The organism is Glaciecola sp. 2405UD65-10, from assembly GCF_048820975.1.
GTDB lineage: Bacteria > Pseudomonadota > Gammaproteobacteria > Enterobacterales > Alteromonadaceae > Glaciecola.
The window spans coordinates 1,521,714-1,544,799 of sequence record NZ_JBMEUF010000001.1 but is presented as its reverse complement, the minus strand read 5'-3'; the positions used below and the strand labels follow the sequence as shown (position 1 = coordinate 1,544,799).

Annotated in this window: 26 protein-coding genes; 11 read left to right on the top strand and 15 right to left on the bottom strand. The window is 40.8% G+C overall.

Annotated features, from left to right (window positions below; genetic code table 11):
* Positions 1–2: 2 nt before the first annotated feature.
* Genes thrB through ung form a run of 3 tightly spaced genes read left to right on the top strand, consistent with a single transcriptional unit; the run spans position 3 to position 3,003 of the window.
* Positions 3–974 (top strand): homoserine kinase, encoded by a 972-nt coding sequence (thrB, locus tag ACOI22_RS07050; RefSeq protein WP_420671308.1) that lies wholly within the window; start codon positions 3–5, stop codon positions 972–974.
* Between the two features lie 14 nt (positions 975–988).
* Positions 989–2,272 carry a threonine synthase gene (gene thrC / locus ACOI22_RS07045; protein WP_420671307.1) on the top strand — a complete coding sequence of 428 codons (1,284 nt, stop codon included), beginning with the start codon at positions 989–991 and terminating at the stop codon, positions 2,270–2,272.
* Between the two features lie 35 nt (positions 2,273–2,307).
* The gene (ung, locus tag ACOI22_RS07040) at positions 2,308–3,003 is read left to right on the top strand and encodes a uracil-DNA glycosylase (protein ID WP_420671305.1); all 696 of its coding nucleotides are present in this window, start codon (positions 2,308–2,310) and stop codon (positions 3,001–3,003) included.
* Between the two features lie 13 nt (positions 3,004–3,016).
* On the opposite strand, the gene ACOI22_RS07035 is transcribed toward ung, so the two are convergent.
* The 3 genes from ACOI22_RS07035 to tal all read right to left on the bottom strand — a co-directional run bounded on the left by ACOI22_RS07035 (position 3,017) and on the right by tal (position 6,047).
* On the bottom strand, positions 3,017–3,190 hold the full coding sequence (locus ACOI22_RS07035) for a DUF3545 family protein (RefSeq protein ID WP_420671304.1): 174 nt from the start codon (positions 3,188–3,190) through the stop codon (positions 3,017–3,019).
* A gap of 230 nt (positions 3,191–3,420) precedes the next feature.
* Complete coding sequence (gene pgi, locus ACOI22_RS07030; RefSeq protein WP_420671303.1) at positions 3,421–5,070, bottom strand: glucose-6-phosphate isomerase; 1,650 nt, start codon at positions 5,068–5,070, stop codon at positions 3,421–3,423.
* A 20-nt stretch (positions 5,071–5,090) separates the two neighbouring features.
* Positions 5,091–6,047 carry a transaldolase gene (tal, locus tag ACOI22_RS07025; protein ID WP_420671302.1) on the bottom strand — a complete coding sequence of 319 codons (957 nt, stop codon included), beginning with the start codon at positions 6,045–6,047 and terminating at the stop codon, positions 5,091–5,093.
* A 282-nt stretch (positions 6,048–6,329) separates the two neighbouring features.
* Here tal and yaaA point away from each other — a divergent pair, with 282 nt between their 5' ends.
* Both yaaA and ACOI22_RS07015 read left to right on the top strand, forming a co-directional pair.
* Positions 6,330–7,115: a peroxide stress protein YaaA gene (yaaA, locus tag ACOI22_RS07020; RefSeq protein ID WP_420671301.1), complete on the top strand. Its 786-nt coding sequence runs from the start codon at positions 6,330–6,332 to the stop codon at positions 7,113–7,115.
* A gap of 27 nt (positions 7,116–7,142) precedes the next feature.
* Positions 7,143–7,649, top strand: a complete 507-nt coding sequence (locus tag ACOI22_RS07015; RefSeq protein ID WP_420671300.1) for a DUF3087 domain-containing protein — start codon at positions 7,143–7,145, stop codon at positions 7,647–7,649.
* A gap of 8 nt (positions 7,650–7,657) precedes the next feature.
* On the opposite strand, the gene ACOI22_RS07010 is transcribed toward ACOI22_RS07015, so the two are convergent.
* From ACOI22_RS07010 to ACOI22_RS06995, 4 genes are read right to left on the bottom strand one after another with little or no spacing between them, the layout of a single operon-like run.
* Entirely contained in the window at positions 7,658–8,107 is a 450-nt protein-coding gene (locus ACOI22_RS07010; protein ID WP_420671299.1) for a DUF4426 domain-containing protein, read from the bottom strand.
* Between the two features lie 57 nt (positions 8,108–8,164).
* Positions 8,165–8,710, bottom strand: a complete 546-nt coding sequence (locus tag ACOI22_RS07005) for a YggT family protein (RefSeq protein ID WP_420671298.1) — start codon at positions 8,708–8,710, stop codon at positions 8,165–8,167.
* A gap of 15 nt (positions 8,711–8,725) precedes the next feature.
* Positions 8,726–9,544 (bottom strand): pyrroline-5-carboxylate reductase, encoded by an 819-nt coding sequence (gene proC / locus ACOI22_RS07000; protein ID WP_420671297.1) that lies wholly within the window; start codon positions 9,542–9,544, stop codon positions 8,726–8,728.
* Positions 9,545–9,585: 41 nt separating this feature from the next.
* Complete coding sequence (locus ACOI22_RS06995) at positions 9,586–10,284, bottom strand: YggS family pyridoxal phosphate-dependent enzyme (RefSeq protein ID WP_420671296.1); 699 nt, start codon at positions 10,282–10,284, stop codon at positions 9,586–9,588.
* Between the two features lie 35 nt (positions 10,285–10,319).
* Here ACOI22_RS06995 and ACOI22_RS06990 point away from each other — a divergent pair, with 35 nt between their 5' ends.
* Both ACOI22_RS06990 and ACOI22_RS06985 read left to right on the top strand, forming a co-directional pair.
* Positions 10,320–11,363, top strand: coding sequence for a type IV pilus twitching motility protein PilT (locus ACOI22_RS06990; RefSeq protein WP_420671295.1), 1,044 nt, complete (start codon positions 10,320–10,322; stop codon positions 11,361–11,363).
* 48 nt (positions 11,364–11,411) lie between these two features.
* Positions 11,412–12,530 carry a PilT/PilU family type 4a pilus ATPase gene (locus ACOI22_RS06985; RefSeq protein ID WP_420671294.1) on the top strand — a complete coding sequence of 373 codons (1,119 nt, stop codon included), beginning with the start codon at positions 11,412–11,414 and terminating at the stop codon, positions 12,528–12,530.
* 57 nt (positions 12,531–12,587) lie between these two features.
* Here the strand turns inward: ACOI22_RS06985 and ACOI22_RS06980 are convergent, their stop codons facing one another.
* On the bottom strand, positions 12,588–12,752 hold the full coding sequence (locus tag ACOI22_RS06980) for a hypothetical protein (protein WP_420671293.1): 165 nt from the start codon (positions 12,750–12,752) through the stop codon (positions 12,588–12,590).
* A 233-nt stretch (positions 12,753–12,985) separates the two neighbouring features.
* Between ACOI22_RS06980 and ACOI22_RS06975 the strand changes: the two genes are divergently transcribed.
* Positions 12,986–13,294 carry a DUF2007 domain-containing protein gene (locus ACOI22_RS06975; protein WP_420671292.1) on the top strand — a complete coding sequence of 103 codons (309 nt, stop codon included), beginning with the start codon at positions 12,986–12,988 and terminating at the stop codon, positions 13,292–13,294.
* A gap of 10 nt (positions 13,295–13,304) precedes the next feature.
* Here ACOI22_RS06975 and ruvX read toward each other — a convergent pair whose 3' ends face one another.
* The 5 genes from ruvX to ACOI22_RS06950 all read right to left on the bottom strand — a co-directional run bounded on the left by ruvX (position 13,305) and on the right by ACOI22_RS06950 (position 16,450).
* Positions 13,305–13,724 (bottom strand): Holliday junction resolvase RuvX, encoded by a 420-nt coding sequence (gene ruvX / locus ACOI22_RS06970; protein WP_420671291.1) that lies wholly within the window; start codon positions 13,722–13,724, stop codon positions 13,305–13,307.
* Positions 13,724–14,305, bottom strand: a complete 582-nt coding sequence (locus tag ACOI22_RS06965) for a YqgE/AlgH family protein (protein WP_420672333.1) — start codon at positions 14,303–14,305, stop codon at positions 13,724–13,726. Before ACOI22_RS06965 ends, ruvX begins: the two co-directional genes overlap by 1 nt.
* A gap of 21 nt (positions 14,306–14,326) precedes the next feature.
* The gene (gene gshB / locus ACOI22_RS06960; protein WP_420671290.1) at positions 14,327–15,271 is read right to left on the bottom strand and encodes a glutathione synthase; all 945 of its coding nucleotides are present in this window, start codon (positions 15,269–15,271) and stop codon (positions 14,327–14,329) included.
* 73 nt (positions 15,272–15,344) lie between these two features.
* On the bottom strand, positions 15,345–16,073 hold the full coding sequence (locus tag ACOI22_RS06955; RefSeq protein ID WP_420671289.1) for a 16S rRNA (uracil(1498)-N(3))-methyltransferase: 729 nt from the start codon (positions 16,071–16,073) through the stop codon (positions 15,345–15,347).
* A gap of 185 nt (positions 16,074–16,258) precedes the next feature.
* Entirely contained in the window at positions 16,259–16,450 is a 192-nt protein-coding gene (locus tag ACOI22_RS06950; protein ID WP_420671288.1) for a hypothetical protein, read from the bottom strand.
* A 216-nt stretch (positions 16,451–16,666) separates the two neighbouring features.
* Here ACOI22_RS06950 and ACOI22_RS06945 point away from each other — a divergent pair, with 216 nt between their 5' ends.
* Positions 16,667–17,506: a mechanosensitive ion channel family protein gene (locus tag ACOI22_RS06945; protein WP_420671287.1), complete on the top strand. Its 840-nt coding sequence runs from the start codon at positions 16,667–16,669 to the stop codon at positions 17,504–17,506.
* A gap of 109 nt (positions 17,507–17,615) precedes the next feature.
* Here ACOI22_RS06945 and ACOI22_RS06940 read toward each other — a convergent pair whose 3' ends face one another.
* Both ACOI22_RS06940 and metK read right to left on the bottom strand, forming a co-directional pair.
* A complete protein-coding gene (locus tag ACOI22_RS06940; RefSeq protein WP_420671286.1) occupies positions 17,616–18,422 on the bottom strand; it encodes a M48 family metallopeptidase in 807 nt (268 codons plus the stop codon).
* A gap of 37 nt (positions 18,423–18,459) precedes the next feature.
* Positions 18,460–19,611: a methionine adenosyltransferase gene (metK, locus tag ACOI22_RS06935; protein ID WP_420671285.1), complete on the bottom strand. Its 1,152-nt coding sequence runs from the start codon at positions 19,609–19,611 to the stop codon at positions 18,460–18,462.
* Positions 19,612–20,021: 410 nt separating this feature from the next.
* Between metK and tkt the strand changes: the two genes are divergently transcribed.
* Together tkt and epd are read left to right on the top strand one after the other, a co-directional pair.
* A complete protein-coding gene (tkt, locus tag ACOI22_RS06930) occupies positions 20,022–22,013 on the top strand; it encodes a transketolase (RefSeq protein ID WP_420671284.1) in 1,992 nt (663 codons plus the stop codon).
* 29 nt (positions 22,014–22,042) lie between these two features.
* Entirely contained in the window at positions 22,043–23,062 is a 1,020-nt protein-coding gene (gene epd / locus ACOI22_RS06925) for an erythrose-4-phosphate dehydrogenase (RefSeq protein WP_420671283.1), read from the top strand.
* The last annotated feature ends 24 nt before the right edge of the window (positions 23,063–23,086 follow it).

The window sequence follows — 23,086 nt, the reverse complement described above, 5'->3', positions numbered from 1 at the left end:
ATATGACCAATACACGTGCTTTCGCTCCAGCCTCTATAGGTAATGTAAGTTTAGGGTTTGACGTATTAGGTGCGGCACTAGCCCCCATTGATAACAGCTTACTGGGTGATTGGGTTGAAGTAAAAGATGCTGATGCATTTAGTTTGACTCAAGATGGCCAATTTGCGCATAAACTTCCGCCTAGTGTGGATGAAAATATTGTTACCCGTAGTTATGAGTTTTTTCAAGCGGCTTTGCTAGATGCGAATAAAACGCAATTGTCGGTGAGTATGCATCTTCATAAGAATCTTCCAATAGGAAGCGGGCTTGGATCTAGCGCCAGTTCAATTGTTGCTGCTTTTTATGCACTTAATGAACATGCAGCGAAACGCGATGGCCATGCGCCATTTGGGAAAGACCAATTGTTAGCCATGATGGGGGAGTTAGAAGGGCAAATTAGTGGAAGTATTCATTATGATAACGTTGCTCCTAGTTACTTAGGCGGTTTGACCTTAATGACTGGAGAAACTTCGCCTATTGCCGTAAACCTACCTACCTTCGATAATTGGTATTGGGTGGCGTGTTATTCTGGCTTGTCAGTTTCAACTGCCAAAGCTCGCGCATTGTTACCTAAGGAATACAGCTTAGCCGATACCCTTACTTTTGGTAGGCAGTTGGCTGTGTTTGTAAACAGCCTTTATGCTAAAGATGAAAGCTTGGCGGCCAAAATGATGCAAGATGTGATTGCTGAAAAGCACCGCAAAGTATTGTTACCTGAATTTGACAACGCGCGTGCATTTAGCGAAAGCCAAGGCGCTTTGAGTTTTGGTATATCAGGCTCTGGCCCAACTGTTTTTGCGGCTACCAGAACTTTAGAGAGTGCTCAAGCTATTGAAGCTTGGCTTAAACAACATTATATTCAGAACCAAGATGGTTTTAGTCACGTTTGTAAAATTGATACTGCAGGCACACGATTGCTCAACGCAGATCAATAAGGAAAGTAAACACTGTGGAATTAGTAAATTTAAAAGATAGTAGTGATACCGCGAGCTTTTGCCAAGCGGTAGCGAAGGGTTTAGGTAAAAATCAGGGCTTATATTTTCCTGAAAGCGTAGCTCCTTTACATAACATTGATGAGCTACTGAGCATGCCTTTGGCTGAGCGCAGTATTCATATACTCAAACACCTTATTGGCGATGAACTGCCCACTAGCACAATTAGTGAATTTGTGAATAATGCCTTCACATTTGAAGCGCCTCTTGCCCATGTAAGTGAAAATATCCATAGCTTAGAATTGTTTCATGGCCCTACCTTAGCATTTAAAGATTTTGGTGGGCGCTTTATGGCGCAATGCTTAAAGCATATTAGCAAAGGTAAGCCGGTGACTATTTTAACCGCTACCTCAGGTGATACTGGTGCAGCGGTTGCGCATGCGTTTCATGGCATAGACAACATCAAGGTAGTTATATTGTTTCCTAAGGGGAAAATTAGCCCTTTGCAAGAGAAGTTATTTACAACATTGGGTGACAACATTCATACGGTTGCTATTGACGCTGATTTTGATGCTTGCCAGCAACTTGTAAAAACAGCTTTTGATGATGAAGATGTGCGCGAAGGCTTGCATTTAAACTCAGCTAACTCTATTAATATTAGCCGTTTGCTGGCACAAGTTTGCTATTATTTTGAAGCGGTTTCACAAGTCCCTAAAGAGCAACAAGACAAAGTAGTATTTTCGGTTCCAAGTGGAAACTTCGGAAACTTAACTGCCGGCATTATTGCCAAGCTTTTAGGCTTACCCATTAAACGATTCATTGCCGCAACAAACAGCAATGATACTGTACCGCGCTTCTTGCAAACCGGTAAATGGGAGCCAAATGAAACGGTAGCTACTATTTCAAATGCAATGGATGTAAGCCAACCCAATAACTGGCCGCGTATTCAAGCGATGGTTGATAAAGGCTTGTTTGATGCTGACTTGCTAGTAGGTGAGGCAGTTGACGAAGAATACACCCAAGGAGCAATGCGCAAATTAGCCAGCTTAGGTTATGTATCGGAACCCCATGCTGCTATAGCGTACCGATGCTTAAGTAAGCAATTAGAAGAAGATGAAGTGGGGATTTTCTTAGGCACAGCGCATCCGGCTAAGTTTAGAGAAACCGTTGAAAATGTGCTAGGCCAACCTATTCGTTTGCCACAAGCGTTAGTGGATGTATCATCTAAAGAAGGCCTTGAGTCAGAATTAGAAAACAGTTATGAAGCATTAAAAGCGCATATGTTTTCTATTCTTAAGTAAGGCGACATTAGAATAATGAAAGGTGAGAAATAGGTGTGAAAAGCGGTAAGCAAGCTTCCCCCGTTTGTGAGAGCGAGCCAAGTTGGCAAACGTTTTTAGACGCTGAAATGAGTAAGCCTTACTTTCTCACCTTAAATGAGCACATTGAAAAAAGACGCGGTGAAACTAAGGTGTTTCCACTTGCAGAAGATGTATTAACTGCGTTTAGTTTGTGTCCTTTGCAGAATGTAAAGGTTGTAATATTAGGGCAAGACCCATACCACGGAGCAAATCAAGCTCATGGCTTGTGTTTCTCTGTTCAACAAGGTCAAAAAATACCGCCTTCATTGCGTAATATTTTTAAAGAATTGGCGCAAGATATTGAAGGCTTTACTGAGCCGGCCAATGGTGATTTGACCGCATGGGCTAAGCAGGGGGTATTTTTACTCAACACTGTATTAACAGTGGAAGAGGGCTTAGCTAACTCGCACAAAAGCTTGGGCTGGGAAACCTTCACTGATGCTAGCATTAAGCACATAAGCGACACGCAACAAGGCGTTGTATTTTTGTTATGGGGCAAACCATCGCAACAAAAAGCGAGTTTAATAGATACCTCTAAACACCATGTTTTAGAGTCAAGCCATCCATCGCCTTTATCAGCGTACAGAGGTTTTTTAGGGTGTAAACACTTTAGCGAAACCAACAAACTGCTTGTTTCGGCTAATCAAACACCAATTACGTGGTCACTGTAAATCTAAAGCTAGCTTAACGAGCCATTTCAAGTTCAAGCTCTAAGCCAAGATCCATATCGCATAGCTCTTGTTTTAAGCGATATTTTTCTTTAATAGCTTCAATTTCACGCCATTTTCTTTTTTTACTTTTGGTTTTTACACCGCGGCTTTCACTCTCAACAGTATCCAGAAGATCAACTGATTCCATGAACTTGCTCCTTTAAGCTACATCGAAACGGGTTAACAAAACATACTAAAGACGCTTGGTAATATTAAGGGTCACCTTTATTTTGTACCATAGCAACGCTAGAATTAAAACAATTAAGTTAAATTTTTGTTAAACTATTTTTACAATAATATGACAAGAGTAGTGCAAAAGAAGCATTTGGGGGGAGTTGCTGCCTTGCTAAATGTTTGAGCAAGACAGCGTTTTCGTTACTAAGATTGAGTAAAGCGTTTAATAAGAGCCTGTGTAGACGAATCTGCGTTGTCTAAAGGTAATTCTCCTTGAATCATATCAAGAACCTGGTTACCTAACACTTTCCCTAATTCAACACCCCACTGATCAAACGAGTTCAAATCCCAAATACAGCCTTGGACCAACACTTTATGCTCATACATAGCAATAAGTGCACCAAGTGTACTTGGGTCAACTTGATCAAATATTAAGGTATTGCTCGGATTGTTGCCAGGCATGGTTTTGTGGGCAGCTAAGCGCTCTTTTTCCTCTTGGCTTAACGAGCTTTCGCTAAGGTCATCTAAACACTCTTTAAACGTTTTGCCCTGCATTAGTGCTTGAGTTTGTCCAAAACAGTTCGACGCTAGCATTTGATGGTGCAAGTTTTGCAGTTCACCTTCATGATGAGGTGTGTTTAATGGGAACATGAAATCAGCAGGAACGGGCACGTTACTCTGGTGAATAAGCTGGTAAAACGAATGCTGGCCGTTGCTACCTTCGCTACCCCAAATAATAGGCCCAGTACCGTAATCAACCGTTCGCCCATCTAAGGTAGTCGATTTACCGTTACTTTCCATATCAAGTTGCTGCACATAAGCCGGGAACCCGCGCAAGTAATGGCAGTAAGGGAGCAATGCATGTGATTGCGCACCCACAAAATTTCTGTACCACACGCCAAGCATTGCTAAAATCACTGGCATGTTCTGTTCTAAAGGCGCTTCTTGGAAATGCGTATCCATTTCAAACGCACCTTTTAAAATGGCTTCAAAATTCTCGTAACCTAAGGCTAAGCTAATGGGCAATCCAATGGCTGACCATAATGAATAACGTCCACCTACCCAGTCACCCATAGGAAATACATTGTTTTCATCCATGCCGAAGTCAACGGCAGCTTTTACATTAGATGAAACGGCTACAAAGTGTTTTGCTATATCTTTTTGGCTAGTGCCTTGTTTCAAAAACCAATCTTTAGCCGTTAAGGTATTTTGCAAGGTTTCTTGTGTACCAAAAGATTTAGACGACATAACAAACAAAGTGCTTTGTGCGTCGCAGTCAGCTAGTACATCAGCAATGTGGCAGCCATCTACGTTAGCTACAAATACCACATCCAGTGATTTATGTTTATATGGTTTAAGCGCTTCGGTTACAATTTTAGGCCCTAAAAATGAACCGCCAATACCAATCGCAACCACTTTATCAATTGGCTTGCCGGTATATCCTGTGTGCGTTTTATTATGAATAGACTCGGTAAACATTTTTATTTTCTTAAGCGTATCCATTACGTCAGGCATTACATCTTTACCTTCAAACATAACGGGCTTACCAGAGAAATTACGAAGCGCAGTGTGCAGCACTGCTCGGTCTTCGGTGGTGTTAATTTTTTCACCACTGAACATTGCTTCCATTTTAGCTTTCACGCCACGTTGCTCGGCCAAATCAAATAAGTTATCAAGTACTTCTTGGGTTACAAGGTTTTTAGAATAATCTAAGAAAATTCCAGCAGCGCTAAACGAGTATTTTTCTGCTCGATTTGGGTCCGCATTAAACATATCTCGCATGTGATAGCGTTTTACAAGCTGAGCATGATGTTCTAGGTTAATCCAAGCGGGAGATTGCTTTAACTTATCCATATTTACAATTGGCCTCGTGGTTATGATAATTTTTTAGCAAGTAGGCTTTCTAGTTTTACTTGATCGGCAGCGAAGTTACGAATACCTTCGCTTAGTTTTTCGGTTGCCATAGCATCTTGGTTCATATCCCATCTAAATGCTTGTTCATCAAGTGGGGTAACCTTAGCTGAAGTTGCTCCGTTATCCACAAGCTTCTGAGCTAACTCACCCTCAGTATTGGCAAGTTCATCTAGTAATTGTGGGCTAATAGTTAGGCGATCGCAGCCCGCTAAGGCCATGATTTCACCGGTATTTCTAAAGCTTGCACCCATTACTACTGTGGTGTAACCGTGCTCTTTATAATAGTTATAAATACTTGATACTGAAATAACGCCGGGATCTTTGTCACCGGTAAAGTCTTCCTGTGGCGACTTAGCTTTATACCAATCTAAAATACGGCCAACGAACGGCGATATTAGGAATACACCGGCTTCTGCGCACGCTCTAGCTTGAGCAAAACTAAACAACAAAGTTAGGTTGCAGTTAATACCATCTTTTTCAAGGCTTTCAGCCGCTTTAATGCCTTCCCAAGTAGAGGCTATTTTTATCAGTATGCGGCTTTTATCAATACCCGCTTCAGCATACATTGCAATAAGCTGTTTAGCTTTGGCAATGGTGGCATCAGTGTCAAAAGACAAACGCGCATCAACTTCTGTTGAAATTCGCCCGGGGATAACGGTTAATATTTCTTGGCCTATTAGCACCGATAGTTTGTCACCCGCGGCTAAAAGTTGTTCGCTTAGCTCACTACTTTGCTCTTTGGCATAGTTAACTGATGCATCAATAAGGCTAGAATACTGCGGCAAAGATGCGGCTTTTAACAATAGCGACGGATTTGTTGTAGCATCTACAGGTGTATATTTTTTAATAGCTTCAATATCACCGGTGTCAGCAACAACCGTAGTAATGGCGCGTAAAGATTCTAATTGATTCGACATGGATATAACTCAACCTTTCTGTGGATTATAATTTTAGGCACTGAATAGACGCGATATTTTGATGTAAATACGCCAGCGCTAAATAAGACTTGTATTTTATTAGCATAGCAAGTTCTAAGGCGGCTTGCCTAGTGATTTTCCCTTATTTATTCGATATCTAAGATATTTCATTTTAATGCCGCATTGCTGTGACCCGATTAAGTATTTTGCTATACTCATTTATAATATGTATAAGCTGCACATTGCTTATTCTAATGTTTAATTTTATCTAAAGGATGCCTTATGCTAGTTGTTGTTTCTCCCGCTAAAAATCTTGATTTTGCATCTAGCTTGCCAGCTGTTGCAGCAAGTGCAACGAACCAACCAGCCTTATTAAGTGAAGTGAAAGAGCTAGTTGAAGTATGCAAAAAGTTGAGCCCCGCAGATTTAAGTTCTTTAATGAAAATAAGCGATAAACTCGCCATTTTAAACGCCGAACGATTTTCAAGTTTTGAGTTTCCATTTACAAAAGATAACGCTCGCCCTGCAATGTACGCATTTAATGGTGACGTATACACAGGGCTTGATGCTAAAACACTATCTGACAAAGACGTAAATTACGCTCAAACACATTTGTGCATATTGTCAGGATTATATGGCGTGTTAAAGCCGCTTGACCTAATGCAGCCATACCGCCTAGAAATGGGAACCAAGTTGAAGTTTGGAAACAACGATACTCTTTACAAATATTGGGGAAATACAATTACTGAAGAACTTAACAAGGCACTTGCGCAACAAGGTGATAAATTGCTTGTTAATTTAGCTTCTAAAGAGTATTTTTCGGCCGTAAAACCTGCCTTGCTTGAAGCCGATATTATTACTCCACACTTTAAAGACCAAAAAAACGGTAAATTCAAAATTATCAGTTTCTTTGCTAAAAAAGCCCGAGGCTTAATGGCTCGTTATATTATTGAACAACAAGTGAGCACTATTGATGAGCTTAAAGCCTTTGATGTAGATGGCTATTATTTCTCTGCAGAAGAATCAAACGCAAGTGATTTAGTGTTTAAGCGTAACGAAACTAAGTAGTTTATGTAGTATGAAACAAGGAGCTTCATGAAACTTATTCAAGTAAATAAACTGCGTTATCGAAAACATCTAAATAGGCTAATTGTGGCGTGTATTGCTGCCTTCGTTATTGGCAGTTTAGGAATTGCACAAGGGCTTATAGCTTTGTTTCCGTCTGAATCGGGCAGTCATTTTCACTGGAATCTTACCGGCGTTATTATTACGGGTTTTGTTATAACTACGCTACTTAATAAGTATCGCAGGCATGATTATATGACTGAGGTGGTATATGTGTGGGAGCTTAAACAATCGCTGAATAAAATTAATAGGAAGCTAAGTAAAATTAAGGCTGCTGCACAAGAGGGAAATGTAGATGCCTTAATTATACTGCATTATAGCTATGCAGGTTCTCGCTTACTTTGGCAGCTAGATGACAACACCATTATTATGGATGAACTAGCATTGGCACAAGCTGAACTAGACAGTTTAGCTGCTAAATATTTAGTTGAGCTTGATGCTAATGACTACAAGCCACACATGCTTAAGCAATTTTAAATAAACGTTTATTCGTCTACGTACATGGTTTGCTGAAATTTCAAATTTTGTGTAGTGGAACCTTGCTTTATGTTGATATCAAAGCGCAGTACTTCTTTATGGCTAAAGGGGACTGAGGCTAAATAATAAATAGCATCACCTTCAACGACTTCTTTAAATGTTAGTGGTTTTAGTGTGCCCAGCAAATTTCGCGCAGTGCCTGTCATTTCAACTGCTTGAGCTTCTTTGCTTCGCCTATCTAGTACCGATATATTTACCAATGCGTTTTTCTTGCTACGAAGAATCTTGTTCGCCCTAGCTATTTCCGGCGTTAAAAAGGTAGACGTAAACGCAATATAATGCACCTCCCAGCTTCCCAGCGTCTTCTTTATTTCAGCTTGGCTAGGCAAGGCAAAGCTTAAACAAAAGATGCTAAGGCACAGCCATGATGCGAAAGTACGTTTTTTAGATAACTGCATATTTTTTACCGTATTGAAAGTTCGTAAATGAAGAGTTGTATTATGTATACCGCCGACCTAAGCCAGCGGACCAAATACATCACCAATTAGCAAACGAATAAACTGTAAAGCTATAATGGCAACTAGCACTGACAAGTCTAAACCACCCATAGGAGGTAGTATTTTTCTTATTGGGGCTAAAAACGGTTCGGTTAACTGATACATTACCAACTCAATAGGGTTATTCCCTTGGCTTACCCAGCTAAGGATCGCTCGCAAAATTAGAATCCAAAACACCAAATTAACTATTTCAGATACCAGCGACGCTAAGGCGGTAATAAGTATGGCAACAATATTGAAATTCCCATTGCCGAATAAAGCCGTTAACACCACAAATTTGAGGGTTACCACCAATATTGCAAAAACCAGGGTTGCGGTGTCAAGCCTACCAATAGAAGGAATAATGCGGCGTAATGGCCCCACCACAGGCTGAGTGGCTTTCACCACAAATTGGCTAAACGGATTGTAAAAATCAGCTCGTGCCAGTTGTAGCCATAAACGTAAAATAATCACCATTAAATAGAGATTAAATAAAGTACTTACTAAAAAAACTGTGGCATTCATATTTTTGGATTCCGTTTAAAACTGTTTCGACATTTCTTTGGCTCTGGCTACCGCTGCTTGCATAGCATTCGCAAACACACTGTGTATATCGGCGTCTTGTAAGCTTTCAACTGCTTTTGCTGTGGTGCCGCCTTTAGATGTAACTTGGGCACGAAGCTCTGATAATTCAAGACCTTGCTCTTTTTGCATAAGGTATGCACTGCCTAACATTGCTTGCACCACTAGCTTGCGTGCGTCGTTGGCATTCAAGCCCATATTTTCTGCGGCTGTTTGCATCGCTTCGCCAATCAAGAAAAAATATGCCGGACTTGAGCCTGCCGCAGCAATTACAGTGTTGATGTCATCTTCTTTAGCCACAATAAGTGTTTCACCTACACTTTGCATAATGTCGGCAACGCTATTGGTTTCTTCTTCGTTAATTGTGCTGGGTGCAAATATACCTGACATTCCCATTCCAATAGCCGAAGGCGTATTGGGCATTACGCGAATAATTTTTGCATCTTTGGGCAGAAAGTCACTTAGTCTTTCAATGGTTAAACCCGCGGCAATAGAAACGAATAATCGGCTAGATTTATCATTTGTAAAATTAGCACAAACGTCTTCCATCAACTGAGGCTTAACCGATAGCATAACAACGTCGGCAAAATTAATTGCAGCTTGGTTGTCATTGGTGGTTTGAATACCAAATTTTTCATTTAGCGCTATTAATTTAGGGTTGCTTGGATTACTCGCCATAATATTCTCAGGCTTAAATCCTTTTTCAACTAGGCCTCCTATAATGGCCTTACTCATATTACCCGCACCAATAAAACTAATTTTTAATGTGTTGTTCAAACCATCTCCTGTTTTGTGACTGGCAGTTTAGTTTTGCTCATTTAATTTCGAGAACCAAAAATACCGGTTCCTATTCGTACTATTGTAGCACCATATTTTATAGCTAAGTCCATATCATCGCTCATTCCCATGGATAGGGTATCAAAATTGGGGAATTTTTCTTGGCATTGTGTAAATAATTGCTGCATTTGAGCAAAGCTAGCCTCGCGTTCAGTAGCGCTTACGCCTGCTTTAGGTATGGTCATTAAGCCTCTACATTGAATTTTTTCAAGAGATTGCAATTGCTCAACAAACGCAAGTACTTCACTTGGGGCAATTCCGGCTTTGCTGTTTTCATCGTCTATATTGACTTGAACGCATACTTGCAGCGGTTTTTGATGAATGCTTCGCTGCTCGTTTAAACGTTTAGCAATTTTTAATCGGTCTAAGGAATGCATCCAATCAAAATATTCAGCAATAAATTTACTTTTGTTTGATTGCAAGGGGCCGATAAAGTGCCAACACAGTTGCGATAAATCTTTCAGTTGCTGAATTTTATCAACCGCTTCTTGCACATAATTTTCACCAAAATGACGGTGTTGTGCTTCATACGCAGTTACGATATCAGATACGGGTTTGGTTTTACTTACTGCCAGCAATTGAATACTGTTTACATCGCGATTATAGGCCGCAGCAGAGGCGCTAATGTTGTTATTAACCGCCTGTAGTTTAGAAGCAATATTACTGTTGTTTGTTGCCATAAAGTCCACAATTAAATTGAGTTGGAGATATCATATTGGATATTAACGAATTATTAGCCTTTAGTGTGCAAAATAAAGCGTCAGATTTACACTTAAGTGCTGGCTTGCCTCCCATTATACGAGTTGATGGCGAAATGCGCCGCTTGAATGTTCCAGAGCTTGAACATAAAGCGGTAAATGCGCTTATTTACGATATTATGAATGACAAGCAGCGTAAAGAATACGAAGAAAATTTAGAAGTGGATTTTTCTTTTGAAATTGATGGCTTATCGCGCTTCAGGGTAAATGCATTTAATCAAAACCGCGGTGCAGCCGCGGTGCTTCGTACCATACCTAGCAACATACTCAGTTTAGACCAACTAGGCGCGCCTGATATTTTTAAACAAATTATAGATCAACCCACGGGTATCGTTCTGGTAACTGGGGCAACGGGCTCGGGTAAATCCACAACCTTGGCGGCAATGGTTGATCATATAAATGCACATAAGCGTGAACACATACTAACAATTGAAGACCCAATAGAATTTGTGCATCACAATAAATTGTCGGTATTGAACCAACGGGAAGTGCATAGAGATACCCATAGTTTTAGCGCAGCATTGCGCTCGGCCTTACGTGAAGACCCTGACGTAATACTCGTAGGGGAATTGCGTGATTTAGAGACCATACGATTAGCTATTTCAGCAGCGGAAACAGGGCATTTGGTATTTGGCACCCTACATACAAATTCAGCCCCTAAAACAATTGATAGAATCATTGATGTTTTCCCGGCTGAAGAGAAATCAATGGTACGTTCTATGTTGTCAGAATCTTTGCGCGCTGTTATATCGCAAACGCTACTTAAAAAAGTAGGCGGTGGAAGAATAGCTGCGCATGAAATTATGATTGGTATTCCTGCTATTAGAAACCTTATTAGAGAAGATAAAGTTCCGCAAATGTACTCAGTAATTCAAACTGGGCAACGCCATGGTATGCAAACTATGGATCAGTGTTTGCAAAAGTTGGTGGCACAAAACTTAATTACTCAGCAAGAAGCAAATGAGCATTCTATTGATAAGCCTGCTACGCCAGGGTTTTAAGGTGCCAAATATGCAGCTTGCTACCATAATTAAAAAAGAGAACCTAATATGATGACACTTGATCAATGCCTAGCTGATATGGTGGCACATTCAGCCTCAGATTTATTCATTACGGTAGGCATGCCCGTTAGTGCAAAAATTAACGGTAAGCTAGAGCCTTTGACCAGTATTGCCTTAAGTGAAAGTGATTCGCTTAATTTAGTGCATCAAGCTATGAGTGAAAAGCAGCAAAGTGCATTTGCCGAAGACAAAGAATGTAACTTCGCTATTGCTCGCGATAATATTGGACGCTTTCGTTGTAGCGCATTTTGGCAGCGCGACCAAGCGGGTATGGTGATACGACGCATTGTAACCGAGATCCCTAAAGCAGATGATCTTGGTTTACCCGAAGTACTCAAAGACATTATTATGGCCAAAAAAGGCTTAGTGCTTTTTGTAGGCGGAACTGGCACAGGTAAGTCAACCTCACTGGCAGCGCTAATAGGGCATAGAAATCAGCATTCTCATGGGCATATTTTAACCATAGAGGATCCTATTGAATTTGTTCACGAACATAAAAATTGTGTAGTAACCCAGCGTGAGGTGGGTATTGACACCCATACTTTTGATGACGCCTTAAAAAGCTCTTTACGACAAGCGCCCGACGTTATTTTAATAGGTGAAATTCGCTCTATGGAAACCATGGAATATGCAATGTCGTTTGCTGATACAGGGCATTTATGTGTAGCTACACTGCATGCAAATAACGCAAACCAAGCCATTGAGCGAATAATGCATTTAGCGCCCAAAGAGTTACATTCAAAACTTCGATTTGATTTAAGCCAAAACATTCGCGCTATTGTAGCGCAGCAACTTGTCCCTACTATTGACGGTAAGGGAAGGGTTGCCGCCATTGAAATTTTGCTAAATTCGTCGTTTATTAAAGACCTCATTCAGCGAAATGAAATTGGTGAATTAAAAGAAGCCATGATGAAAGGAAAAGAGCAAGGGATGCAAACCTTTGACATGGCTTTGTATGATTTGTTTAAACGTGGCTTAATTGACCAAGAGCAAGCTTTACACCATGCTGATTCACCCAATGACTTGCGCTTAATGATAAAGCTAGATTCAAAAGATACAGGTAGCCCTTTGGGATCATTGGCAAAAGTCTCAATAGACATGGACTAATAAGCCAAGTCAAGCTAGGTCGCTTGCTATTTGCTTAAGCGACCCTAATTTAGGTATCTATCTATATGAAGGCGCGCTCAGCGCCTTTTTGCTAGCGTGGGTTTTAACCACATAACATTGTTGGTCACCATAATAGTTGTTAGTAAAATTACATATTTTGGTTTCACTCGCCTGTTTTACTACTACCCAGTTAGCTGCTTTTTGAATTATTTTACCCATCATGTTTTTCCTTTTAACTAATATTACGTTGTTGTATTTATTTAATGAACTAATACTAATTTTGCTTGCCAATTAGTTAAAGCGAACAAAATTAATCAAGGTAAACGTAAAAAACGATTTAAGTGAGTAGGATGCTGTAGCAACCAGCATAAACAATAGGCAAGTGAGCTAAGTTTCTAGCATTAGTGTATAAAACCAACACCAACATGCTTGTCGAAAGATAAAAAGGTACCATTATGATGAAGTTTTACAGCGACTATAATCAAGTTAAATTACGCCAAGTAAAAGCGCTCTTAGATGAGGCAAATATACCCAGCTTTGTTAAGAATGAATTCATTCAAGGTGCGGCGGGTGAAATTCCACCCCATGAAGCGCTACCCGAAGTGTGGTTAATTGATGCGGGCAACTTACCCCAAGCACAATCCATTGTAGATGAATTAGAAAGAGAACTTGCCGAACCTAAAGCAGATTGGCGCTGTGACCAATGTGGTGAAAGTAATGAAGGGCAGTTTAAAATTTGTTGGCAATGCCAGCATGCAAATTAATACAGCCCTATTAATTGCCGTTTAAAATCCATGATTCATAAATTAAACAGGCGCTAACGCTGTCTACTTTATCTTTTGTTAACTTTTTATACCCGCCTAAAGCAAACAACCTTTCTTTAGCATCCACGGTAGATAGTCGTTCATCGTGAAGGTGTACCTTAAGTTTGTATTTGTGTTGTAAGCGATTGGCAAACCGCTTCACATTGTTGGTTATATCTTGTTCGCTGCCGTCCATATTTAAAGGTAAACCAACCAGTAACTCGTTAGGACCCCACTGCTGAATAAGCTCAGCCAATATGTCCCAATCAGGAATGCCGTCACGTGCTTTAAGAGCCGCTAAGGGTGAGGCCGTTCCCGTAAGCGATTGCCCTACAGCAACGCCAATGCTTTTCATACCAAAATCAAAGGCAAGGCAACATTGAGTGCTCATTAAGCGCTCCCAGCTTGTTGCGTTAACTGCCAAATATCTATGCCTAACTTATTTACGGCCGTTTCCCAGCGCTTGTGAATGGGCGTATCAAACAGAATATCTTTTGACGCAGGAATTGTTAGCCAACTGTTTTCCTGTATTTCTTGCTCTAATTGACCCGCTTCCCACCCAGCATACCCTAAGGTGAGTATATTATTTTGAGGGCCATCCTCTTTGCCAATAGCTAACAATATATCTTTAGAAGTAGTGACCATAATATCTTCAGTGATACGAGTTGACGAATTCCACGCACCGCTGGACTCATGAATGACAAATCCTCGATCAGCTTGAACAGGGCCGCCGCATAAAATAATTTTTTCACTTATGCTATCACTTACCGGGGCTTTTTCATCGACTTGGCCTAGTAGTTCGCGAAACGTCATGTTAGAGGGCTGATTAATCACAATGCCCATTGCACCTTGCTCGCCATGCTCAAGAATATAAGTAACCGAGCGGTTAAAGTATTTATCGGTTAAGCTGGGCATAGCAATCAAAAAGTGATTTTGAAGGCTATCTACAAGGGTAATATTCGGTTCTTTTATTGGCACGTTTTTATTAACTCATTATAAGCGTTTTTCAATGGCATCAAATAGTCGAGCGCATATATTGATAGGATATGCGGCTTCAATTTCACGCACACATGTTGGGCTGGTAATATTAATTTCGGTAACTTTATTACCAATCATATCAAGGCCCACAAACAAAATACCTTTTTCAGACATATCTTTGGCAATGGCTTGTGCTACTTGCATATCAGCTTCGTTAACTTCCTGTGGCTCACCGCGTCCGCCAGCGGCTAAGTTGCCTCTGGTTTCAGTGCCAGTAGGTAAACGAGCTAGGCAATAAGGAATAACTTCACCATCTACTAGCAATATGCGTTTATCACCTAGCTTAATTTCAGGCATGTATGCTTGTACCATTGCGTGTTCGGTTTCGTTTGCCGTAATTATTTCACTAATTACGCCTAAATTTACGGCATCTTCTTTTACGCGAAAAATACTGGTGCCGCCCATACCATCTAATGGCTTAACAATAATATCTTTGTGTTGTTTATGAAAAGCTTTAATCTGCGCTTTCTTTGCCGTTACCATGGTGGGTGGAATGTAGTTGGCATACCATGAGGTAAACAGCTTTTCATTGAAGTCACGCAGGGCTTGCGGATTATTCACCACTAAAGTGCCCTGAGCTTGCGCTAATGAAAATATGTGAGTGGCATATATAAATTGGCTATCTACAGGTGGATCTTTACGCATAAGTAGAACCGACAACTCACCTAAGTTTATATCTAGCTCTTTATTTACCTTGAAAAACGTGGCTGGGTCTTCTTTAAGCGATATCTGTTTTACGCTTGCTCGCGGCTCTCCATTGTCAATATACAAGTCATTCACCTGCATATAATAAATTTCGTAACCACGTTTTTGTGCTTCAAGCATCATAGCGAAGCTGGTGTCTTTTTTTATGTTAATAGACTCAATTGGGTCCATTACTATGCCGAGTTTAATTGTCATTATGCTTTGATATATCCGTGTAGTATGACTCAATAAGTATGGTCTAATTCACATAAACCAAGACCGAGTGTGTTTATAAATCACCGTGCAAAGATTGCAGTATCGACAAGCTTGCTATAGCTGCGGTTTCTGTGCGTAAAATTCGACTACCAATATTCACTGGCGTATAACCCACTTGCTGAGCAGTATAAACCTCTTGTTCGCTCAAACCACCTTCAGGCCCAATTACTATACGAAAACCTTTCTGCGGCTTATTTAAGCCCGACAAATAAGTTTTAGCGCCCGGGGCAAGTATTACCTTGTCTAATTCGCTGCTTTGGCCTATCCATTGCTGCATAGTCACCGGCTCATGTAAGGTAGGCACAACATTTCGTTGGCTTTGTTCACATGCACCTATGATTAGCTTTTGCCATGCAAGGTGCTTTTTCTGCCAACGCTGTTCGTCAAGTTTCACATTACAGTTTTCAGTGAGTATAGGCGTGATTTCAGTCACGCCTAATTCTACAGCCTTTTGCAAGGCAAAATCCATGCGATCCCCTTTAGACACACCTTGGCCTAAATGCAGATGAAGTTTTGACTCAAGGGAAATACTAATTTGTGAATTAACTAAAACGCTGGCTTTGCGCTTTGTAATATCGGCAATTTCACTAGGGTAATCACTGCCATTGCCATTAAACAGTATAATAGGTGCGCCTGGTTTTAAGCGTAGAACATTGGCCATATAATGCGCTAGCTCTGCAGGTAAATTAATGGTGTTATCAATAATTAAATTATCGTTGATGTAAAAGCGCGGTATTCTCATTAAAGACTCGTTACTGACGGGAAATACGAAATGCTGTAATTAGCAATGATAGTTTGGGAGTTTAGTATTTTCGCTTTATATTGCAATGCATTTATAATAAGTAGGCATAACAAGTTAGAAAAATAAAAAAGGCGAGCATTATGTAATGCTCGCCTTTTTTTAAATTATATTTAATACAAACTCATTTAAATGAGTTCTTTTCCCATCGATATCTGCTTGTTAACTGGCTTATCTAGGTTTTCTCGCATATTTACTGTGCGTTCTCTACGAGCATGGGGTGTGTTTTTTCCCTTTGCTTCGGTAAAGCAGAATACTAATAAACCCGAGATAGCTAATAAAAGCAATGAACCGAGCATAAGCAACAAATCTACGTTCATGGTACGGTTTCCTCCCCAACTTGCTGATTTTTCGAACAATCAAGACTAAAGCATGATTGAGTTTGTGATTTTTTTTATACTGTATCTTCATAGTGTTGCAAATTAGTGACACTTTTACAAAGATTTTTGTTGTTTTTTTGCTACTTGTTGGTATTTTATACCCGCTTTTAAAGCAACACTCATTAGAAACACAATAAAAAATAAAGGAATTACACCATGTTCGATTTAACTGCTGAAGATGCATCTAGGTATTTAGATGAATTTATTATCCCATTTGCAATTAACATTGCGATGGCACTTGTTATTTATGTAGTTGGTAAAATTGTTGTAAGCATTTTAGTTAATGTTTTCGGCAAATTAATGGCTAAATCTAAATACGACGACATGCTAATTGATTTTTTGAAGTCAATTGTAAGAGCTATCTTAATGTTGTTCGTTATTATTGCTGCATTAGACCAACTAGGCGTTGATACTACCTCACTAGCGGCTATCTTAGCAGCTGCAGGTTTAGCGATTGGCTTGTCATTACAAGGTTCATTATCAAACTTTGCTGCAGGCGTAATGTTACTAGTATTCCGTCCTTTCAAAGCAGGCAACTTCATTGAAGCTGGCGGCGCTATGGGTACAGTAAACAGCGTAGGTATTTTTACTACTCTTATGACTACTCCTGATAACAAAGAAATCATTGTTCCAAACGGTGCTATTTATGGTGGCAACATCACTAACTTCAGTGCTAAAGATACTCGCCGTGTAGATATGGTATTTGGTATTGGTTACGATGATGATCTTAAGAAAGCTAAAGCTGTTCTAGAAGAAATGATTAAAGCTGACCCTCGCGTTCTAGCTGAGCCAGCACCACAAGTTGCAGTATCTGAGCTAGGTGATAGCAGCGTTAACTTCATTGTTCGTCCTTGGGCGGCAGCGGGTGACTTCTGGGGCTTGAAATTTGATTTCACTGAAGCGGTTAAATTACGTTTTGATGCTGAAGGAATTTCTATTCCATATCCGCAAATGGATGTACATGTACACAAAGACGAATCAGAAAGCAAAGACTAAGCTTTTATCTTTGATGTAACAAAAAACCCTTGCTAAGCAAGGGTTTTTTTTGTCTTCAATTTATGCGTTTACGTAGATGTAATCACCTTAACAAGGCGTAAAAGTAAGTTTAACTACAATCAGCTTTATTGGCTGCGTTGTTATACAGTTTTGTAGCTGCTGGCATGTTGGCGCTTAAATTCTTAATGCGAGTGCTTTCAGCAGGGTGAGTAGATAAAAATTCAGGCGGCTTTTCTCCACTACTGTTCGCAGCCATGTTCTTCCATAGCTCAACTGATTCTTGTGGTTGAAAACCAGCACGAGCCATTAAATCAAGCCCTATAATATCCGCCTCGGTTTCATGATCACGGCTATATGACAGCGTACCTAATTGTGTCGCTAAGCCTAAACCTTGCATAATAAGCGGTGTTTGCGCCACTTCATTTGACTGCAAAATAGCGGCAATGCCTTGCTGAGTAAAACTCGCTGCAGCACTTTGCGACATACGCTCATTACCGTGGCGCGCTATTACGTGGCCAATTTCGTGACCCACCACCGCGGCTACTTGATGTTGATTAACGGCAACGCCCAACAAGCCTGTATAAACACCAATTTTACCGCCTGGCAATGCAAAAGCGTTTACTTGGGCATCATCAAACACCACCACTTCCCATTCGCCGTCAAATACTGAACTAGGCACAAATTCGAGCAATTCATTAGCAATACATTGAACCAATGCATTTTCAACACGTTGGTTCGATATTTTTATATCGCTTTTCATGCTGGTGAAGGCTTGCTCGCCCATTTCATTTAACTGTGAATCTGGAAAAATGATTAACTGTGAACGGCCCGTTGGTGACGTAGCACAAGACACCAAAATAGAAGCGGTAGCCAAAGCTAAGACCGTTTTTTTCATGCTGGTGAGTGAAACTTTCATATTTAGCATTCCTTACTAAGCAATAAATGATGGGCTATTATAGCCCAGCATCGCTTCTAAGTGCATCTGCTTTATTAGTAGCTTCCCACGGGAACTGTTCACGGCCAAAGTGCCCATAAGCAGCTGTTGCCTGATAAATGGGTTGCTCTAGCGCTAGCATTTGAATTAAGCCATAAGGGGTTAAATCAAAGTGCTGTTTTACTAACTCAACTAAGGTAGATTCTGGCAATTTACTTGTACCAAACGTTTCAACGCTAATAGAGGTAGGTTGTGCAACACCAATGGCATACGAAACTTGAATTTCACAGCGCTCAGCCAAGCCCGCGGCCACAATGTTTTTAGCAACATAACGCCCTGCGTATGCGGCGCTTCTGTCTACTTTTGATGGATCTTTACCTGAAAATGCACCGCCGCCATGGCGAGCCATGCCGCCGTATGTATCAACAATAATTTTACGACCCGTTAGGCCGCAATCACCCATAGGCCCGCCAATTACGAAGCGCCCGGTTGGGTTAATATGAAATTGGGTAGAAGATGTTAGCCATTGCTCAGGTATAATGGGCTTAATAATTTCTTCCATTACCGCTTCGCGCAAATCTTTGGTGCTAATGCTATCGCAATGTTGAGTAGACAGAACTATCGCATCTATACCCACAGGTTTATTGTTCTCGTACACGAAAGTGATTTGGCTTTTTGCATCAGGACGCAACCAATCAAGTTTTCCGTTTTTTCTTAATTTCGCTTGTTGTTCTACCAATCTATGAGCATAGGTAATAGGGGCGGGCATAAGTACATCAGTTTCATTGCTCGCATAACCAAACATTAAACCTTGATCACCCGCACCTTGTTTCTCAGGACTTTCACGGTCAACACCTTGGTTAATATCAGGTGACTGCTTACCAATTGCGTTTAGAACCGCGCAAGATTCGCCATCAAAGCCCATATCAGAGTGGGTGTAGCCTATTTCTTTGACCGTTTGGCGGGTAATTTCTTCAATATCTACCCATGCGTGAGTATTAATTTCGCCACCCACTAATACCATTCCTGTTTTAACAAAGGTTTCACAGGCTACGCGTGCTTTTGGATCTTCTTTTAAAATAGCGTCAAGTACCGCATCTGATATCTGATCAGCTATTTTATCTGGATGGCCTTCAGATACTGATTCTGAAGTAAACAAATGTGTTGTCATAATTGTTCCTGATTAATGGTAGAAGTTATCGCGAGTATACAAGGCGCTATTGTTTTCTATCACTCAATAACGTGTGCAACATTTGCTACACTCATATAATACTTTCTACGCTAACTTTTAAAATTCAAATAATGCTTACCCGTGCATTATAAACGCTTGAAAATGATTTACCAGTCTTTACTTCTAGACGTCTAAATGTCTATAAATAATATAGGATGTGTTACCCCAAGATTCCTAATACGTAAACTTTTCAAATTTTGTTCTTAGACATTGTAATAAAATATGGCTAAAACAAGATTTAATTATTGAAGTACGTTAACTGCTGAGTAACAATACAACCCGATTTTTTTAATAAATCTAATACAGTTTACTAATATCAGTACGCTAACCTATCTTTTCAAGGAGTAGTTATGCCTTCTCGTCGTCATTTAGCCAATGCAGTTCGCGCGTTAAGTATGGATGCAGTTCAACAAGCCAAATCAGGTCACCCTGGTGCCCCAATGGGAATGGCTGATATTGCTCAAGTACTATGGTGTGATTATTTATCACACAACCCAGCTAACCCAAACTGGGCAAACCGCGATCGTTTTATTCTTTCAAACGGTCATGGCTCTATGCTGCTTTACTCTTTACTCCATTTAAGTGGGTATGATTTACCAATTGAAGAACTTAAAAACTTCAGACAACTACATTCTAAAACACCAGGCCATCCAGAGTATGGTTACGCACCGGGTGTAGAAACCACTACTGGGCCGTTAGGTCAGGGCATTAGTAATGCCGTAGGTATGGCGTTAGCTGAAAAAGTACTGGCTGCACAGTTTAACAAAGATAACTTTGACGTGGTCAATCATTATACTTACACCTTTTTGGGTGATGGTTGCTTAATGGAGGGGATTTCCCACGAAACATGTTCATTAGCAGGTACTTTGGGTTTAGGTAAGCTAATCGCATTTTGGGATAACAACGGCATTTCTATTGACGGTGAAGTTGAAGGTTGGTTTAGCGACGATACACCAAAGCGCTTCGAAGCTTACGGATGGCAGGTAATTAGCGATGTTGACGGGCACGACTCAGAGCAACTTGCAGCGGCAATTGAAAAGGCACAAGCTGAAACCGGCAAGCCTACCCTAATTTGTTGTAAAACCACGATTGGTTTTGGGTCACCTAATAAAGAAGGTAGCGAAAGTTGCCATGGTGCACCACTAGGTGATGACGAAATTGTATTAACGCGCAAAGCCCTTGGATGGGAATACGGTGCTTTTGAAATTCCTGATGATGTATATGCTGGTTGGGATGCTAAATCAAAAGGCGAACAGGCTGAAGCTGATTGGCATGAAATGTTTAACCAGTATCAAGTTGCGCATCCTGAATTAGCCGCTGAATTTGTTCGCCGCAAAAAAGGTGAGCTACCAGAGTTATGGAACAAAACATGTGCTAAGTACATTTCAGCACTTCAGCAAAACCCTGAAAGCCCAGCCACGCGTAAAGCATCACAAAATGCCTTAAACGCGTATGCGCCAATTTTACCTGAATTGCTAGGCGGTTCTGCTGATTTAGCGGGTTCAAACTTAACCATTCATAACACCAGTAAGGGCGTGTCTGCAGAAGACGCTAGCGGTAACTATATTTATTATGGTGTACGTGAGTTCGGTATGTCAGCAATGATGAACGGCTTGTGTTTATACGGCGGCTTTAAGCCTTACGGCGCAACATTCTTAATGTTCATGGAATATGCAAGAAACGCGGTAAGAATGGCAGCTCTTATGAAGCAACCGGTTATATTCGTGTATACCCACGATTCAATTGGCTTAGGCGAAGATGGCCCCACTCACCAACCAGTAGAGCAACTTGTTGCCTTGCGAGCAACGCCAAATCTGGATACATGGCGTCCGTGTGACCAAGTGGAATCAGCTATTTCTTGGAAAGCGGCCATAGAACGAACTGACGGTCCAACTACCTTGGTATTTACGCGTCAAGGCTTGCCACAGCAAGCGCGCTCACAGCAGCAGTTAATGGACGCTGAGCGTGGCGGTTATGTGCTTATTGATAGCGATGGCACACCTGACGTTATTCTTATTGCAACAGGTTCTGAGGTGCATTTGGCCGTAGATGCTGCGAAAGAGTTGAGTGCTCAAGGTAAAGCCGTTCGCGTGGTATCAATGCCATGTACTGATGTATTTGATCGCCAATCAAAAGAATACCGTGAAGCGGTATTGCCTAAATCGGTCACCAAACGTGTTGCTGTTGAAGCGCTAGCAAAAGATACTTGGTATAAGTATGTTGGCCTTGACGGTGCTGTTATAGGTATGGACACTTTTGGTGAATCTGCACCTGCTGGCGAGTTGTTTGAACACTTTGGAATTACAACAAGTGCCATAGTAGAAACAGTGAATGCCTTATAAGTCACAGTTTGTATTAACAGGTAAAAACCTTGCTTAAGGTTGGTATAAACGGATTTGGTAGAATAGGGCGCAACATTGTGCGCGCCCTATACGAGAACAACTACCGTACGCATATTCAAGTGGTTGCCATTAATGAGTTAGCTGAGCCAGAGGCAATGGCGCATTTATTAAAGTATGATTCTGCTCATGGCCAATTTGGTGAAACCGTTAGCAGTAACGACCAAACCTTGAACATAAATACTGACCAAATAGCACTTATACATCAAGCTCATATATCTGACATTGACTGGGCCAAGTTTGGTGTAGATATTGTGCTTGAATGCACAGGCGTATATAGCGAACCTGCTGATGCGCTTGAGCATATTCAACAAGGCGCGAAGAAAGTCTTGTTTTCACAGCCCAGTAACCAAGATGTAGACGCCACTATTATTTATGGCGTGAATCATAAAAGCTTACAAGCAAGTGACACCGTTGTGTCAAACGGCTCATGCACTACTAACTGTATTGTGCCGGTAATCCAATGCTTGCACCAAGCCTTTGGCGTGCAAAGCGGCACAATTACTACCATTCATGCATCTATGAATGACCAGCAAGTCATTGATGCCTATCACACCGATTTAAGACGAACACGTGCGGCGAGCCAATCAATTATTCCTGTAGATACCAAATTGGCTGCAGGCATAGAACGTATTTTGCCTGAGTTTGCCGGAAAATTTGAAGCCATAGCGGTTCGCGTTCCCACCATAAATGTGACCGCCATGGATTTAAGCGTAACCTTACGCGATTCAGTTGATACTAATATGGTGAATGCTGTATTAAAAAATGCGAGCCGTCATTTCCCTGTCAATATTATTGACTATACTGAAGACCCTTTGGTATCTATAGATTTTAATCATAATCCACATTCCTGCATTGTTGATGGCACACAAACTAGGGTGTCTCATAAAACCTTGGTAAAAACCCTAGTGTGGTGTGACAACGAGTGGGGATTTGCAAATCGTATGCTCGATACTGCGTACCATATGCATAATATTGGTTATTCCAAATAAACTATCTTTGTAAGAGGAACATAC

Excerpts from the sequence above, each read along its gene's own strand:
- ACOI22_RS07035 (WP_420671304.1), bottom strand. The coding sequence starts at position 3,190 with ATGGAATCAGTTGATCTTCTGGATACTGTTGAGAGTGAAAGCCGCGGT.
- ACOI22_RS06950 (WP_420671288.1), bottom strand. The coding sequence starts at position 16,450 with ATGAACGTAGATTTGTTGCTTATGCTCGGTTCATTGCTTTTATTAGCT.
- tal (WP_420671302.1), bottom strand. The coding sequence starts at position 6,047 with ATGTCGAATCAATTAGAATCTTTACGCGCCATTACTACGGTTGTTGCT.
- tkt (WP_420671284.1), top strand. The coding sequence starts at position 20,022 with ATGCCTTCTCGTCGTCATTTAGCCAATGCAGTTCGCGCGTTAAGTATG.
- ACOI22_RS07010 (WP_420671299.1), bottom strand. The coding sequence starts at position 8,107 with ATGCAGTTATCTAAAAAACGTACTTTCGCATCATGGCTGTGCCTTAGC.
- ACOI22_RS06995 (WP_420671296.1), bottom strand. The coding sequence starts at position 10,284 with ATGGCAACAAACAACAGTAATATTGCTTCTAAACTACAGGCGGTTAAT.
- pgi (WP_420671303.1), bottom strand. The coding sequence starts at position 5,070 with ATGGATAAGTTAAAGCAATCTCCCGCTTGGATTAACCTAGAACATCAT.
- ACOI22_RS06945 (WP_420671287.1), top strand. The coding sequence starts at position 16,667 with ATGTTCGATTTAACTGCTGAAGATGCATCTAGGTATTTAGATGAATTT.
- ACOI22_RS06980 (WP_420671293.1), bottom strand. The coding sequence starts at position 12,752 with ATGATGGGTAAAATAATTCAAAAAGCAGCTAACTGGGTAGTAGTAAAA.
- ACOI22_RS06955 (WP_420671289.1), bottom strand. The coding sequence starts at position 16,073 with ATGAGAATACCGCGCTTTTACATCAACGATAATTTAATTATTGATAAC.
- gshB (WP_420671290.1), bottom strand. The coding sequence starts at position 15,271 with ATGACAATTAAACTCGGCATAGTAATGGACCCAATTGAGTCTATTAAC.
- yaaA (WP_420671301.1), top strand. The coding sequence starts at position 6,330 with ATGCTAGTTGTTGTTTCTCCCGCTAAAAATCTTGATTTTGCATCTAGC.
- metK (WP_420671285.1), bottom strand. The coding sequence starts at position 19,611 with ATGACAACACATTTGTTTACTTCAGAATCAGTATCTGAAGGCCATCCA.
- ACOI22_RS07005 (WP_420671298.1), bottom strand. The coding sequence starts at position 8,710 with ATGAATGCCACAGTTTTTTTAGTAAGTACTTTATTTAATCTCTATTTA.
- ACOI22_RS06940 (WP_420671286.1), bottom strand. The coding sequence starts at position 18,422 with ATGAAAGTTTCACTCACCAGCATGAAAAAAACGGTCTTAGCTTTGGCT.
- thrB (WP_420671308.1), top strand. The coding sequence starts at position 3 with ATGACCAATACACGTGCTTTCGCTCCAGCCTCTATAGGTAATGTAAGT.
- ACOI22_RS06985 (WP_420671294.1), top strand. The coding sequence starts at position 11,412 with ATGATGACACTTGATCAATGCCTAGCTGATATGGTGGCACATTCAGCC.
- ACOI22_RS06975 (WP_420671292.1), top strand. The coding sequence starts at position 12,986 with ATGATGAAGTTTTACAGCGACTATAATCAAGTTAAATTACGCCAAGTA.
- ruvX (WP_420671291.1), bottom strand. The coding sequence starts at position 13,724 with ATGAGCACTCAATGTTGCCTTGCCTTTGATTTTGGTATGAAAAGCATT.
- ACOI22_RS07015 (WP_420671300.1), top strand. The coding sequence starts at position 7,143 with ATGAAACTTATTCAAGTAAATAAACTGCGTTATCGAAAACATCTAAAT.